Origin of the sequence: Pseudoprimorskyibacter insulae, from assembly GCF_900302505.1 — a bacterium.
In the GTDB taxonomy this organism is placed as follows: domain Bacteria; phylum Pseudomonadota; class Alphaproteobacteria; order Rhodobacterales; family Rhodobacteraceae; genus Pseudoprimorskyibacter; species Pseudoprimorskyibacter insulae.
In genome coordinates this window covers 43,992-58,122 of sequence record NZ_OMOJ01000005.1, presented here as the reverse complement: position 1 = coordinate 58,122, position 14,131 = coordinate 43,992, and the positions used below count along the sequence as shown (strand labels likewise).

The window sequence follows — 14,131 nt, the reverse complement described above, 5'->3', positions numbered from 1 at the left end:
CGCCGAACGCTACAAAGTTTCTTGCGATGTGCTAGGGTGTTGTAAATAACAAGCGCAGCACGAATCGAAGCGGGCCGCGTAAAACAGGCACGTATCGACAGTTGGTGGAAATGGGGCAGCTGGCATGGTGATCGGGTGGAAAACCCAGCGCGAGGTTAAGGAAGATATCGCAGAGCCGAAAAGCTTTGACGATTTTGAACTCCGACTCGGCGACATCATGCGCGGTGAACGGGCCACGATGGGCAAGTCCCTTCTGGACGTTCAGCGTGATTTGCGGATCAAGGCCACTTACATCGCTGCGATTGAAAATTGCGACCCTGACGTTTTTGAAACGCCAGGGTTTATCGCAGGTTACGTGCGATCCTATGCGCGCTACCTCAACCTTGACGCGGACGAAACCTTCGCGGCTTTTTGTGCCGAAAGCGGTTTTTCAACCGCGCATGGCATGTCCGACAAGGCCTCTAGCCGTAAGGCGGTTGTTCCGGCGCAAGGGATCAAGTCCAACAAAGGCCCGCGCGATCCGTTGATGGATCCGCGCATGCCGTTTACGCCTGCCAATGATGGCTTTTTTTCCTCGATTGAACCGGGGGCGATTGGGTCGTCTTTGGTTCTGATCGGGTTGATTGTTGGCATTGGCTATGGCGGCTGGTCCGTGCTGAAGGAAGTTCAGCGCGTTCAGGTGTCGCCGGTGGAACAGACGCCGATTGTTCTGTCCGATCTTGATCCGCTGACCACCGTGGTTGCCGAACCTGCCGCCGATGATGCGATTGCCGCCAGCGGTGTGTTTACGCCGCCGCGCAGTGATATGATGGATCGCCTGTATCGCCCGCAGGCCTTGGATGTGCCGGTTTTGGTCGCGCGGGATGCCCCGATTTCGACCTTGGACCCGAATTCTGTCGGCTCTTTTGCTGCGGCCAAAACTCCCGGCTTGCCTGAGGTTGATCTCGCCTCGGCTGCGGTTGCCGGCACCTCGGTTCTGGATGGCGACAAGCTGACATTGGTTGCGGCCCGTCCCGCTTGGGTGCGTGTGCGCGACGCCAACAACGCCGTTGTCTATGAGGCGACCATGCAGCCGGGTGATACCTGGACGGTTCCGGCCGAACTGGGCACCCCGCGGCTGAGTGTTGGCGAATCCGGCGCGCTCTATTTTGCGATGAACGGTCAGACCTACGGTCCTGCCGGTCGCAGCGGTCAATCGATCACCGATCTGAAACTTGATCCTTACGTTCTCGCTGCGGCCTACCGTCCGGCAGATGTCACCAAGGATGAGGCGCTGTCCGGCGTCTTGGCCGATCTGCGCAACACTGATGCGCATGCGCCGGCGCAGCCGAAAGTGCTGCAAGACGGTGCGCAGGGTGTGATGATGGTTGCGGTGCGCCCGGCGTGGGTGCGGGTGCGCGGCGCTGATGGATCCGTGATCTACGAAGGCATCATGAATGCCGGCGACACATGGATCGCGCCTGCGACCGAAGAACCTGCCGCCTTGCGCGTGGGAGAATCCGGCGCGATTTATTTTGCCGTGAATGGTCGTGTGTTTGGACCGGCTGGGCCAAGCGGTGTGGTTACCAAGAACATTGCGCTTGGGCCGGACACTTTGCAGCAAAGTTATCAGGTTGCCGATATCACCGCCGATGGCGATTTGCAGCGTGTGCTTGCCAATTTGGACGCATCTCTGGTCTCCCCTGCGGCTGATTGACCTCGGCGCATTGAACCCCCGCGATATTTGGCTAGGGTGACGCACGCCGGGCGCTGCGCTTTGGCACCATAGATTTGTTTCTGACAGGAAATCGCCATGTCTCTGAACCACGTGCGCCCGTGGCGCAATATTTATCGCCGCAAATCGCGTCAGATCATGGTGGGCAATGTGCCGGTTGGCGGCGATGCGCCGATCACTGTTCAGACTATGACCAATACGGTAACGACTGACATCAAAGGCACAATTGCCCAGATTCAGGCTGCTGCTGAAGCTGGCGCCGATATCGTGCGTGTGTCGGTCCCGGATGAAGCATCCTCCAAGGCGCTGAAAGAGATCGTGCGCGAAAGCCCCGTGCCGATCGTGGCGGACATTCACTTTCACTATCGCCGGGGGATCGAGGCCGCCGAAGCAGGCGCGGCCTGTCTGCGGATCAACCCCGGCAATATTGGCAGCGCCGACCGTGTGCGTGAGGTTATCGCCGCCGCGCGGGATCACAATTGTTCGATTCGAATCGGGGTCAACGCTGGCAGCCTTGAGAAGCATCTGCTTGAAAAATATGGCGAACCATGCCCCGAAGCGATGGTAGAGAGCGGATTGGAACATATCCGGATCTTGCAAGACAATGATTTCCACGAGTTTAAGATTAGCGTGAAAGCCTCTGATGTTTTTCTTGCCGCAGCGGCCTATCAGGGCATTGCTGAGGCAACGGATGCGCCCATCCACCTTGGGATCACTGAGGCGGGCGGCCTGATGACCGGCACGATCAAAAGCGCGATTGGCCTTGGTAACCTTTTGTGGATGGGAATCGGCGATACGATTCGCGTGAGCCTGTCCGCCGATCCGGTGGAAGAGGTGAAGGTAGGTTACGAAATCCTAAAGTCGCTCGGCCTGCGCCATCGCGGTGTGAACATCATTTCCTGTCCTTCGTGCGCGCGACAGGGGTTTGACGTGATCAAAACGGTTGAGGCGCTTGAAAAACGGCTGGAACATATCAAAACCCCGATGAGTCTGAGCATCATAGGTTGCGTGGTGAACGGCCCGGGTGAGGCTTTGATGACCGACGTTGGGTTCACCGGCGGCGGCGCGGGGTCTGGCATGGTCTATTTGGCGGGGAAAGCCAGCCACAAAATGTCCAATGATGCGATGGTGGATCATATCGTTGAGCAGGTTGAGAAAAAAGCGGCAGAAATTGACGCGGCAGAGGCGGCCAAAGCGGCCGAGTAAAATCATGAAGGGTTGCGCCGTGCTTTGCACGTCGCCAAGGGGCGCGCGATCAGACGGTCGCGCGCCTTGCCGTTTCTCGGGGGCGGTTAACCGAATCTTTGCACACCGCGCGCTAGATTGGGGCCGTTAGTCTGACAAATACCGTTGCAAAACAAATGTGGGCATCTGTCCGCGGATCATCATTTCGGGAAGGATGTAGGACGGAAACAAATCTAAACCCAGCTCGGCAATCACAGCGCTGTCGCTGGGGTTATTGGCCTTTGACGGGGCGCTTAGACTAAGGAACCGGGCCAGATCATCGCCTGTCCAGTCAGGGTGCTGTGCTGCGAGCAAACGCGCTGTTTGGGCAGCGTCAAACCCGTGTGTTCGAAGGATGTTCGCCATCAACTTTGGCCGGGTGTCCGTTGGATCGTCTGGCAGATCTATTACGACAAACCGCCAATTTGGGTGCATCGAAGACAGGTTGCGGAGGTCCGCCAGCGTGGCGATGCAATCAGGGCAGGCAGGCCTGACCAGGATCGCCATTGTTTTGGCTGGCTCTGACGCTCCGAAACTGGCGCGATGCGGGCCGAATAGCGCTTGGCTATGCGACGCGATGAGCTTCAGATCGGCAGCAATCTCATCGGCATAGGGAACGGGGCCGCGCATGGCCTTGGCGATGATCTCAGGCTGGTCTTGAAAGAGCGAGCGAAGTTCGTTGCCGAGGGTGGTGTAGGCGGAAGGGTCATCACCCAATAACCCGGTCGCGTTTGTCGCGACCGGCAGGCCGGCAATCAGGCCAAGCGCAAGGGCCAAGCGCATTAGCTGTCTTGGCGGACGTCGGCTACGATGCTGCGCATTGCGTCCAAAGGCACATAGCCGCGAAGCATTTGTGTCTCGAGGACAAAGGTCGGCGTGCCGTTGATCTGGAGGCGCTGTGCCAAGGCGCGGGTTTCCGCGATGCGGCGCGTCACTTCGGGGTCGGACATGCCAGCGATGATTGCATCGGCATCAAGGCCAAGGGTGGTTGCGATGCGGCGCAGAACGGGTTCGGACGGATCCTGCGATAGCGTGATCAGCGTATCATGCACAGATTTATAGGCATCATCGCCCGCGATCATCTGCGTGGCGATGGCAAAACGAGAGGAGGTAAGAGAGGCTTCGCCGAGAATCGGGAACTCTTTGACAATAAAGCGGATATTTCCATCGCTTTCGATCAGATCGGCCACTTCGTCATGGGCTTTGCGGCAATAGCCGCAGCGGTAATCGATGAATTCGACCAAGGTGATATCGCCGTCAAGATTTCCGCCAGCCCAACTGCGCGGATCGTTGACCAATTCGTTCATGTTGTCCTGAACCATGGAGACATCGTTTTCGGCCTGCGCCTCGGCTTGTTTGGCTTCAAGCGAGTTGACCGCTTCGATGATGATCTCGGGATTGTCCATCAGATAGGCGCGGACTTCGGCCCGAAAGGCAGCGCGTTCGTCATCGGTCATGGCGGTGATGTCGAAAGCCGCAGCCGGTCCGGCAAGGCCGACCATCAGAGCGAAGACGGAAAGGGTGGATTTCATGGAAGGCTCCCTGAGATGAGTGGGCTATTCGGCCCGTTTGGCTGCGTTTAGCACATCCTGCGCTCGCTGCCACGGCCCAGACCCCTGCGGCAGGGCGCCTGCGGCGCGTTTTGCGTGGATGGCGGCATCTTTCATGCGCCCATTTAGGGCGTAGCGTTCGGCGGTCACCAGCGACGCCATGGCGTTTTGCCCGGTTCCGGCGTAGGCGACGGCCAGATCGCGCAGAACGCGCCCGTCGGTGTAATCGCGTGTGCGGGCCTGTTCGAGAACTTTGATCGCGTTCTTAGGCTGATCGACCGCCAGAAGGGCGCGGCCATAACCGCCTAAGACTTGGGCATTGTTGCCACTGGATTTGACGGCGGCGGCATAGGTTTGGACGGCGTTGGCGAATTGGCGGCTTTCCAGTTGAATTTGCCCTTTGAGGTCTAAATAGAAGGGGTCGCCCGGACGGATCGACAGGGATTTATCAATGGCCGCCAGGGCTTTGGCGGCGTTTGATTGGCGATGATAGGCGGCGGCGCGCCGCATCCAGGTAATGTCGGCGGATACGGACTCCTCGGCCCGGCGCAGGGTCCAGGCCGGGGCGCGGGTGAAGCCGCTGAGTTTGCCGCTGGCCCGGTCGAACCAATAGGCGGCTGTGGGATCTTCGGGCAGATCCTTGCCATAGACGGTGACAAACCCGTTCAAGGCTCGGACCCGGTCGCGCGACAGGGGATGGCTGCGGGTGTAGGGATCTTGGCGATGTTCGGCCAGCAACTCTTGGCCCGAGAACATCTCCATCACTTTGACGGCACCGCGCGGGTCGACCCCGGCACGGGCCATGAACCGCACCGCGCTTTGATCGGCTGAGGCTTCCTCAGCGCGGGTATGGGCCAGAAACAGGCGCGTTGCCGAGGATTGCGCACCTGCGGCAAAGCCAACGGCGGCCTCTCCGGCGCCGCTGGCGGCAGCGACGGCGGCCAAGGCCATGCCGATTCCGGCGGCGGTTTTGGCAGACCGGAAATTGGCCATGCGCCGGGTGATATGGCCATTGGCGATATGGGCGGCCTCATGCGCGATGACGGCCTGCAACTCGCCCGCGCTGGTCAGACGTTGCAGCAGGCCGGTGTGAATAAAGATATAACGTGTGTCGATCACAAAGGCATTCAGGCTGCTGTCATCGACTAGCAGCACGCGAACGCGCGACGGGTTCAGCCCGGCGGCCTGCAACACCGGGGCCGCCAGTTCGCCAAGCGCATATTCGATATCGGCATCGCGGATCAGGGACGCGGCGCCCGCCGACACGGTGCTGATGACAAAGGTCATCGCGGCAAGCAGCAAAGATCGAAGCAGATGCATTGACGGGCGGTCCTTGAGGCTCATAAGTCAGGGTCGATGCAGTTTACGGAGATCGGGATGAAGAACTCAAGGCGTGGCGCGGTTGATCCCTTTATTGTGATGGATGTGATGGAAGCGGCGCGGCAGGCTGAGGCCGATGGCCGCCACATCATTCATATGGAGGTGGGCCAGCCCGGAACGCCTGCGCCTGCGGCGGCGCGGGATGCCTTGACGCGCGCCATGCAGGACGACCCTTTGGGCTATACCGTGGCGCTTGGTCTACCGGCGTTGCGCCGCCGGATCGCCCAGCTTTATGGCGAATGGTACAATGTCGACCTGGATCCGGCGCGGGTTGTGGTGACACCGGGATCGTCGGGCGGGTTCATTCTGGCGTTCACGGCCCTGTTCGATGCAGGCGACCGGGTTGCGCTGGGTGCGCCGGGCTATCCGTCATACCGGCAAATTCTGAAATCGCTGGATCTGGTGCCGGTTGAGGTGCAATCGTCGATGGAGAACCGTCTCCAACCTGTGCCGACCGATTTAGAGGGTGTTGATTATCAGGGGCTTATGGTGGCCTCTCCGGCGAATCCGACGGGGACGATGCTGGGGCGCGAGGCGCTGGGGGATCTGATTTCAACCTGCCATGACAAGGGCGCGGCCTTTCTGTCGGATGAGATTTACCACGGGATTGAATATGAGGCGAAGGCGGTCACCGCGCTGGAGATCAGCGACGATGTCTGCGTGATCAATTCGTTCAGCAAGTATTTCAGCATGACTGGCTGGCGGGCGGGGTGGCTGGTGGTGCCGCCCGATCAGGTACGCCAGATTGAGCGTCTGGCCCAGAACCTGTTCATCTGTCCGCCCCATGCCAGCCAATTGGCGGCGCTGGCCGCAATGGACGCGGGCGAGGAGTTGCAGGCCAATATGGCCGTCTATGCCGAAAACCGCCGGTTGATGCTGGAAGGATTGCCGAAAGCCGGGTTCGACCGGATCGCGCCGCCCGATGGCGCGTTCTACGTCTATGCGGATGTGAGCCATTTGACCGAGGATAGCCGGGCATTCGCTGCTGAGATCTTGGACAAAGCCGGTGTGGCGGTGACGCCGGGATTGGATTTCGATCCGGTGCGCGGGCACGGAACGCTGCGGTTTTCCTATGCGCGCAGCACCGCCGATATTGCAGAAGGGCTGGAACGGTTGAAACGGTTTATGGAGAGCCGTGGGTAATCGGTGATCCAGCGGTGCGGCGCTGACGCGCCGCGCATTGGGAGCTTGGCCATGCGGCCAAGCGGGTTGGGGGCGCTGCCCCCGTCTTCCTGCGGAAGCCTCCCCCGGCGGTATTTATCAAAGAGAAGAAGCAGGGGTGCGAATCCGGCCCTGTCGCGCTATGGTTGGGGCAATCTTAGAAGTGCCCGGAGAGGCTTATGAGCAGGATATTTCTGGCAATTGCCGCGTGGCTGGTTTTGGCTTGCGCTGGTTTGGCGCAACCGCTGGGCGGGTTGGCGCGGGTGGTGCCCGAGGGCAGCAGGGTGGTCGATGCAGGGCTGCGCGATGTGCGCCTTGAGGTGAACCTGAGCCAGGGCGTGCCGTTTCGGATTTACACTTTGGCCGAGCCGATGCGGTTGGTGGTCGATTTTCGCGAGGTGGATTGGACGGGGGCCAACCCGGTGGACATGCTGCAGACATCGCGCGTGGCGGGACTGCGGTTTGGCCGGGTGCAGCAAGGCTGGTCGCGTTTGGTCGTGGATCTGAGAGAGCCGATGGCGGTGGATCAGGCCGAGATGAAGATCGGCCAGTCGGATGGAACGGCGGCGTTGCAGGTGCGTTTGACCCGGACGACGAGCGAGGATTTCTTGGCGGCAGCGGGTGCACCGCGCGAGGTCGGGGCCATGCAGATCGGACCATTGGCCGCTGTGACCGCACCGAAACGGGCCGGCGATGATCGGCACTTGGTGGTGATGATCGACCCCGGACATGGCGGGATCGACCCCGGCGCGCAGAATGGCACCTCGTCCGAGGCGCAGCTGATGTTGATCATGGCGCGCGAGCTTCAGGAAGTTCTGCGCCGGTCGGGCGGGTTTGACGCGCAATTGACCCGCGATGCGGATGAGTTTGTGTCGCTTGAGGCGCGGGTGGCCAAGGCGCATCGAGCGGGGGCGGATGTGTTTGTCTCGCTTCATGCCGACGCGCTGGATGAAGGCGTGGCGCGCGGTGCGACGGTCTATACGCTGGCCGAGGAGGCCTCGGACGCGGCCTCGGCGGCGTTGGCGGAGCGGCACAACCGCGATGACCTGCTGTCGGGCGTGGATCTGACAGGGGCGGACGACCATGTGGCCGATGTGCTGATGGATTTGGCGCGGCTGGATAATACGCCGCGCAGTCAGGCCTTGGCGCAGGTCTTGGTGGACAGCATTCGCAATTCGGTGGGCCGGGTGCATAAGCGGCCTTTGCGCCAGGCTGGGTTTTCGGTGCTGAAGGCGGCGGATATCCCGTCGGTTTTGATTGAACTGGGGTTCCTGTCGACCAATGCCGATTTGAAGAACCTGCGTGATCCGATCTGGCGGGCCGGGATGGCGGCGGGCATTCGTGACGGGCTACAGGCCTGGGCGCTTGAGGATGCGGCGCTGTCGCGGTTGCGCCGCCAGTAGGTCATTCGCAGATCAGCGGGAACCAGCTTGCCACGCAAGGCATTGTGTTTTGACCAGACTTGGATTGCGGTATATGGGATGCTCGCAGTTCGGCAAGGGGCACATTTGTGATCAGATTCATCTTTTCATTCTTTGGAGGGGTCTTCAGCGTCATCACGCTTGGGCTGATGATGGTTGCCCTGTCGGTTGGCGCGGTGTTCTGGATGTATGGGCGCGACCTGCCCAGCCATGAATCGCTGGCCCAGTACAAACCGCCGACAATCAGCCGGATCTATTCGACCGAAGGCAAGATCATCGACGAATTTGCCAAGGAACGCCGCCTGTTTACCCCGGCCGAAGAAATCCCTGACCTGATCAAACAGGCGTTTATTTCGGCCGAAGACAAGAACTTCTACCAGCACCAAGGCTATGACCTGCGCGGGATCGCGGCGGCGGCTGTGGATGCTGTCAAGTCGCGCGGACGCAATGTGCGCGGAGCTTCGACCATCACCCAGCAGGTGATGAAGAACTTCCTTCTGTCGGGCGACCGCCGGGCCGAACGTAAGATCAAAGAGATCATTCTAGCCTCGCGTCTGGAAGAGACGCTGAGCAAAGAAAAGATCCTTGAGCTTTACATGAACGAGATTTTTCTTGGTCAAAACTCGTTCGGGGTGACGGCGGCGGCGCAGACCTACTTCAACAAATCCCTGTCGGAACTGGCACCGCATGAGGCGGCCTTCTTGGCGTCGTTGCCCAAAGCCCCGGGCAGTTTCCACCCGGTGCGCCGCAAGGAGCGTCTGCTGGAGCGCCGGAACTTCGTCCTCAAAGAGATGATGGAAAACGGATATATCGACCAGGGCACCTATAACTGGGAAGTCGCGCAGCCGCTGAAATCGGTGCAGAACGGCGACTTTGAACCGTTTCAGGCGCAATTGCCGCCGCGTGATTATCCGACCGACGAAATCCGCCGCCAGCTCAGCCGCGATTTCGGTGAGGGGGAGTTCTTCTCGGGTGGGTTCAGCGTGCGCGCCACGATTGAGCCGGAGATGCAGGTGATTGCGGCCAATGCGCTGCGCACCGCGCTGGAAGAATACGACCGCGCCGATGGCCGTTGGCGCGGCACGGGCGAAGAGATCGCCTTGGATCAGCTGGGCAGCGAAGAGGCATGGCGCGCGGCATTGGCCGAGGTGCGCGTTGCCCGTGACATCGATCTGGACGGTCAGTGGCATCCGGCGGTGGTTCTGAACATCGAAGATCAGCAGATGCGCGTCGGCATCGAAGGCGTGACCGAAACTGAGGCGGAACCCTTTGTCATTCCGCGCAAAGACATCAGCTGGATCAAGGGCAACTTCTTCGACAATTTCAAACCCGGCGATGTGGTGTTCGTGCGCCGCATGGTCACTGATAACGGCGGAGAGTTCATTCGTTGGACCCTGCGCCAAGTGCCCGAGGTCGAAGGCGGGTTCATGGCGATGGACGTGAACAATGGCCGTGTGATCGCCATGCAGGGCGGGTTTAGTTATCAGCATTCGGTGTTCAACCGCGCCACGCAGGCCATGCGCCAGCCGGGGTCCAGCTTTAAGCCCTTTGTTTATGCGGCGGCCTTGGACAGCGGCTATAGCCCCGCGACCATCGTGATCGACGCCCCGATCGAAATCAACACGCCCCAAGGCGTATGGCGCCCCAAGAACGCCAGCAACCAGTTCTATGGCCCGACGCCGCTGCGCACCGGGATCGAACGGTCGCGGAACCTGATGACCGTGCGTTTGGCGCAGGAAATCGGCATGGAAACGGTGGGCATGTATGCCGAGAAATTCGGCGTTTACGAAGACCTGAACCCGGTTCTTGCCAACTCGCTCGGATCGCAGGAAACGACGCTTTACCAGATGGTTGCGGCCTATGCGATGTTCGCCAATGGTGGCGAGCGGGTGGAGCCGACCTTGGTGGACCGCGTGCAGGACCGCTATGGCGCGACCGTGTACCGCCATGACCGGCGCGACTGTGTGGATTGCGGCAGCGAAGGCATTTCCTCCGATCTCAGCCCCCGCATCGTGACCAACCGTGAACGGGTGATGGATGCGGTGACGGCCTATCAGCTGACTTCGATGATGGAAGGCGTGGTTCAGCGCGGCACCGCGTCGGGCACGGTGAACCTGCCAGTGCCGACCGCCGGTAAAACCGGTACAACCAACGATGCCAAAGACGTCTGGTTCATCGGCTTTACCAACAACATCGTCGCCGGGTGCTATATCGGCTATGACACTCCGCGCAGCCTTGGGCGCGGTGCGTCAGGCGGCGGCATGTGCGGCCCGGTGTTTCAGCGCTTCATGTCCAAAGCGGTCAAGAAATACGGCGGCGGCAAATTCAAAGTCCCCGAGGCTTGCGAGTTCATCAAGATCGACCGCTTCACCGGTGCGCGCCTCTCCGATAGCGCCAGCGGCCCGAACGTTGTGTCGGAATGTTTCCGCTCGGGCGAAGAGCCGATCTTTGGCATGCAGTTCGACGGTGGTTTTGCCATGGGCGGCAATTTCGACCTGATCACCGGGGATGAGCCGGGCGAGGCGCAAGAGGTGACAACCTCAACGGGCCGCAAGGCTGTGGTTGGTCCCAAGGCGTCGTTTGGCTCGCTCAGCTCGGGCGGGCTCTATTAATCGGCCAGCGGATGCGCCGTTTTGGGGCATCCGCCGTCTGCCCTGTCTTGTTCCCGACCGTCAGCCTTGGTATCAGGCGGGCCACAGAAGATCAGTCAGGGTAAGTCCATGCGCGCAGACGTTCAGAACATCGTCGACAAGATCAAAGGCTCGATCGAGCTTTTGGCACAACGGCTCGATGTCGAAACGGCCCCTTACCGGCTGGAAGAATTCAACGCGCGGGTCGAAGATCCGAACCTTTGGAACGATCCTGAGGCGGCGCAAAAGCTGATGCGTGAACGGCAGATGCTGGTTGACGCAATGGAGACGCACCGGTCCATCGAACAAGACCTTGAGGACAGCCTTGAACTGATCGAATTGGGCGAGATGGAAGACGACGCCGAAGTCGTCAACGATGCCATTGCAGGCCTGAAGGCGCTGGCCGAAAAGGCCGCCCAGAAAGAGCTTGAGGCCCTGCTGGATGGTGAAGCCGATGGCAATGACACCTTCCTTGAAATCAACGCGGGCGCGGGCGGCACCGAAAGCTGTGACTGGGCGTCGATCCTTGCGCGGATGTATGTGCGTTGGGCCGAAAAGAAGGGTTACAAGGTTGAGCTTCAGTCCGAAAGTCCGGGCGAAGAGGCAGGCATCAAATCGGTGTCCTATAAGATCAGCGGTCAGAACGCTTATGGCTGGCTGAAGTCGGAATCCGGCGTGCACCGCTTGGTGCGCATTTCGCCCTATGATTCCGCCGCGCGTCGCCACACTTCGTTCTCATCCGTTTGGGTCTATCCGGTGGTCGACGACAATATCGAAATTGACGTGAAACCCAATGACATCCGCATCGACACCTACCGGTCGTCCGGTGCGGGCGGTCAGCACGTCAACACCACCGACTCGGCCGTGCGGATCACGCACATTCCGACCGGCATCGTTGTGACCAGCTCGGAAAAGTCGCAGCACCAGAACCGCGATATCGCCATGAAGGCGTTGAAATCGCGTCTGTATCAATTGGAGCTGGACCGCCGCAACGCCGATATCAACGCAGCCCATGAGGCAAAAGGCGATGCGGGCTGGGGCAACCAGATCCGGTCCTATGTTTTGCAGCCCTACCAGATGGTCAAAGACCTGCGCACCGGCTTTGAAACCTCGGACACCCAAGGGGTGCTGGACGGCGATCTGGACGGGCTGATGGGCGCGACGCTGGCGCTGAACGTGTCGGGCAAGTCCCGCGCCGAGGCGAACGCCGAAGACTAAGGTTTTCAGGGCTTCTGTCTGTGGGTTGGGCGTGGCAATCTGCGCCTAAATCACTTTGCCCGGAGGCCCCATGATCAACCTGACCACCCTGACATCCGGCGCATTCACCGCCACCGTTTCGGACATGGGCGCCGAGCTGCAAAGCCTGTCGCGCGAGGATGGCCGCCAATACCTGTGGCATGGCGATGCCGCATGGTGGGGCGGGCGTGCGCCGATCCTGTTTCCGATCGTGGGCCGCGCCGTTGAAGGCCGGGTTGCCGTGAACGGGCAGGGCGGAGAGATGGGCCAGCACGGCTTTGCCCGCCGAAGCGTGTTTGAACGGGTGGACCAAGGCCCGAACTTTGTGCTGCACCGCCTGACGGCATCTGAGGCCACCCGCGCGGCCTATCCCAGCGATTTTGTCCTGTCCATTCGCCATACGCTGGATGGCGCGACGCTGACGGTCAGCGTGACGGCAGAGAATACTGGCGATCAGGACATGCCCTATTGTGTGGGCTTCCATCCGGCCTTTTGCTGGCCCTTGCCCGGCGGCGAAGGGCAGGCGCATCGCGTGGTGCTGGACAATGGGGCCGAGCCGCCGCTGTCGGTGCTGGAGGGCGGGTATCTGGCCGAGGCGACCAAACCGTCGCCCTTTGCCCTTGGTGTGCTTGATTTGACCCACGACCTATTCGCCAATGACGCGCTGATCTTCGAAGGCGGCACGGGCGACGGCTTGCGCTATGGCGTGGACGGCGGGCCGGAACTGGCCTTCCGGTTCGACAACACGCCCAACCTTGGCATCTGGCAAAAGCCGGGCGCGCCGTTCCTGTGCATTGAGCCGTGGCACGGGCTGGCACCGCGCGCGGGCCACGGGCCCGAGATCGCGGACCGCCCTTTTGCCATGACCTTGGCACCGGGCGCGTCGGCCCAGTTTGGCTATTCCGTTTCGGTACTTGGCGACTAAGCTGAATTTCCCCGCGCAATATTGTTGCTTTTGAATGTGAACCACGTTCAGATGGAAACAACAGGCAGTTGTACGGGAGGACGCTATGCCAACCACACCAAAGCCGGGCGTGCCCGACCTAGGGGATGTTAGCCTGGACCTGCTGAAAGAAGCCCTGCGCCGCGGCTGGCGTGACCAACGCCGCACGCCGGGGTTCGGGCTGATCTTCTCGGCGGTTTATGTGGTGTGCGGTTGGGGGATGTGGCTGATCACATGGGCAACCGGGCAAAGCTATTGGATGATCTTCGCGGCGGTCGGCTTTCCGCTGCTGGGCCCGTTTGCAGCGGTTGGGTTTTATGATGTGTCCCGGCGGCTCGAACAGGGCCTGCCGCTGGACTGGATGCAGATCTTTGGCGTGATCGCCAGCCAGTCCAAGCGCCAGTTGCCGTCGATCTGTGCCATCATCATCATCGTGTTTCTGTTCTGGTTCTTTCTGGCCCATATGATCTTTGCGCTGTTCATGGGCCTAAGCACGATGACCAATGTGTCCAGCTCGGTGTCAGTCTTCCTGACAGGCAATGGGCTGATCATGTTGCTGGTTGAACTGGTACTGGGGGCGCTGACCGCGCTGCTGATCTATATGCTGACGGTGATCGCCCTGCCGATGCTGCTAGACCGGGAAATCGACTTTGTCACCGCGATGATCACCAGCTTTGGCTTTGTCAAATCCCACCTGTTCCCGATGCTGATCTGGGGTGTGATGATCGCCGGGCTGACGTTGGTGGCGATGGTGCCGATCTTTCTGGGGCTGTTCCTGATCCTGCCATTGCTGGGCCACGCCACGTGGCACCTTTATGACATGCTGGCCTATGGCAAGGCGCACCCGGCCGCCGAACATACGGCGACCTGAG

Annotated in this window: 11 protein-coding genes; 8 read left to right on the top strand and 3 right to left on the bottom strand. The window is 60.6% G+C overall.

Annotation, left to right across the window (positions count from 1 at the left end; all coding sequences use genetic code 11):
• The first annotated feature begins 124 nt into the window (after nucleotides 1-124).
• The gene (locus PRI8871_RS12545) at nucleotides 125-1,696 is read left to right on the top strand and encodes a helix-turn-helix domain-containing protein (protein WP_108886580.1); all 1,572 of its coding nucleotides are present in this window, start codon (nucleotides 125-127) and stop codon (nucleotides 1,694-1,696) included.
• 96 nt (nucleotides 1,697-1,792) lie between these two features.
• The gene (gene ispG, locus PRI8871_RS12540; protein WP_108886579.1) at nucleotides 1,793-2,920 is read left to right on the top strand and encodes a flavodoxin-dependent (E)-4-hydroxy-3-methylbut-2-enyl-diphosphate synthase; all 1,128 of its coding nucleotides are present in this window, start codon (nucleotides 1,793-1,795) and stop codon (nucleotides 2,918-2,920) included.
• Between the two features lie 126 nt (nucleotides 2,921-3,046).
• On the opposite strand, the gene PRI8871_RS12535 is transcribed toward ispG, so the two are convergent.
• Genes PRI8871_RS12535 through PRI8871_RS12525 form a run of 3 tightly spaced genes read right to left on the bottom strand, consistent with a single transcriptional unit; the run spans nucleotide 3,047 to nucleotide 5,808 of the window.
• Nucleotides 3,047-3,721 carry a hypothetical protein gene (locus PRI8871_RS12535; RefSeq protein ID WP_108886578.1) on the bottom strand — a complete coding sequence of 225 codons (675 nt, stop codon included), beginning with the start codon at nucleotides 3,719-3,721 and terminating at the stop codon, nucleotides 3,047-3,049.
• Entirely contained in the window at nucleotides 3,721-4,470 is a 750-nt protein-coding gene (locus tag PRI8871_RS12530; protein WP_108886577.1) for a DsbA family protein, read from the bottom strand. The genes PRI8871_RS12535 and PRI8871_RS12530 overlap by 1 nt, the downstream gene beginning before the upstream one ends.
• A gap of 24 nt (nucleotides 4,471-4,494) precedes the next feature.
• The gene (locus PRI8871_RS12525; RefSeq protein WP_108886576.1) at nucleotides 4,495-5,808 is read right to left on the bottom strand and encodes a M48 family metalloprotease; all 1,314 of its coding nucleotides are present in this window, start codon (nucleotides 5,806-5,808) and stop codon (nucleotides 4,495-4,497) included.
• A gap of 57 nt (nucleotides 5,809-5,865) precedes the next feature.
• Between PRI8871_RS12525 and PRI8871_RS12520 the strand changes: the two genes are divergently transcribed.
• The 6 genes from PRI8871_RS12520 (at nucleotide 5,866) to PRI8871_RS12495 (ending at nucleotide 14,130) form a co-directional block, all read left to right on the top strand.
• On the top strand, nucleotides 5,866-7,011 hold the full coding sequence (locus tag PRI8871_RS12520) for a pyridoxal phosphate-dependent aminotransferase (protein WP_108886575.1): 1,146 nt from the start codon (nucleotides 5,866-5,868) through the stop codon (nucleotides 7,009-7,011).
• 197 nt (nucleotides 7,012-7,208) lie between these two features.
• On the top strand, nucleotides 7,209-8,432 hold the full coding sequence (locus PRI8871_RS12515) for an N-acetylmuramoyl-L-alanine amidase (RefSeq protein WP_108886574.1): 1,224 nt from the start codon (nucleotides 7,209-7,211) through the stop codon (nucleotides 8,430-8,432).
• 107 nt (nucleotides 8,433-8,539) lie between these two features.
• Nucleotides 8,540-11,062 carry a penicillin-binding protein 1A gene (locus PRI8871_RS12510; RefSeq protein ID WP_108886573.1) on the top strand — a complete coding sequence of 841 codons (2,523 nt, stop codon included), beginning with the start codon at nucleotides 8,540-8,542 and terminating at the stop codon, nucleotides 11,060-11,062.
• Nucleotides 11,063-11,170: 108 nt separating this feature from the next.
• Nucleotides 11,171-12,298 (top strand): peptide chain release factor 2, encoded by a 1,128-nt coding sequence (gene prfB, locus PRI8871_RS12505; protein ID WP_108886572.1) that lies wholly within the window; start codon nucleotides 11,171-11,173, stop codon nucleotides 12,296-12,298.
• Nucleotides 12,299-12,368: 70 nt separating this feature from the next.
• Nucleotides 12,369-13,241, top strand: a complete 873-nt coding sequence (locus PRI8871_RS12500) for an aldose 1-epimerase family protein (protein WP_108886571.1) — start codon at nucleotides 12,369-12,371, stop codon at nucleotides 13,239-13,241.
• A gap of 85 nt (nucleotides 13,242-13,326) precedes the next feature.
• Nucleotides 13,327-14,130, top strand: coding sequence for a DUF2189 domain-containing protein (locus PRI8871_RS12495; RefSeq protein WP_108886570.1), 804 nt, complete (start codon nucleotides 13,327-13,329; stop codon nucleotides 14,128-14,130).
• Nucleotide 14,131: the final 1 nt, after the last annotated feature.

What these genes read in the sequence shown, in the direction of transcription:
- PRI8871_RS12545 (WP_108886580.1), top strand. Translation starts at nt 125, where the DNA reads ATGGTGATCGGGTGGAAAACCCAGCGCGAGGTTAAGGAAGATATCGCA.
- ispG (WP_108886579.1), top strand. Translation starts at nt 1,793, where the DNA reads ATGTCTCTGAACCACGTGCGCCCGTGGCGCAATATTTATCGCCGCAAA.
- PRI8871_RS12535 (WP_108886578.1), bottom strand. Translation starts at nt 3,721, where the DNA reads ATGCGCTTGGCCCTTGCGCTTGGCCTGATTGCCGGCCTGCCGGTCGCG.
- PRI8871_RS12530 (WP_108886577.1), bottom strand. Translation starts at nt 4,470, where the DNA reads ATGAAATCCACCCTTTCCGTCTTCGCTCTGATGGTCGGCCTTGCCGGA.
- PRI8871_RS12525 (WP_108886576.1), bottom strand. Translation starts at nt 5,808, where the DNA reads ATGCATCTGCTTCGATCTTTGCTGCTTGCCGCGATGACCTTTGTCATC.
- PRI8871_RS12520 (WP_108886575.1), top strand. Translation starts at nt 5,866, where the DNA reads ATGAAGAACTCAAGGCGTGGCGCGGTTGATCCCTTTATTGTGATGGAT.
- PRI8871_RS12515 (WP_108886574.1), top strand. Translation starts at nt 7,209, where the DNA reads ATGAGCAGGATATTTCTGGCAATTGCCGCGTGGCTGGTTTTGGCTTGC.
- prfB (WP_108886572.1), top strand. Translation starts at nt 11,171, where the DNA reads ATGCGCGCAGACGTTCAGAACATCGTCGACAAGATCAAAGGCTCGATC.
- PRI8871_RS12500 (WP_108886571.1), top strand. Translation starts at nt 12,369, where the DNA reads ATGATCAACCTGACCACCCTGACATCCGGCGCATTCACCGCCACCGTT.
- PRI8871_RS12495 (WP_108886570.1), top strand. Translation starts at nt 13,327, where the DNA reads ATGCCAACCACACCAAAGCCGGGCGTGCCCGACCTAGGGGATGTTAGC.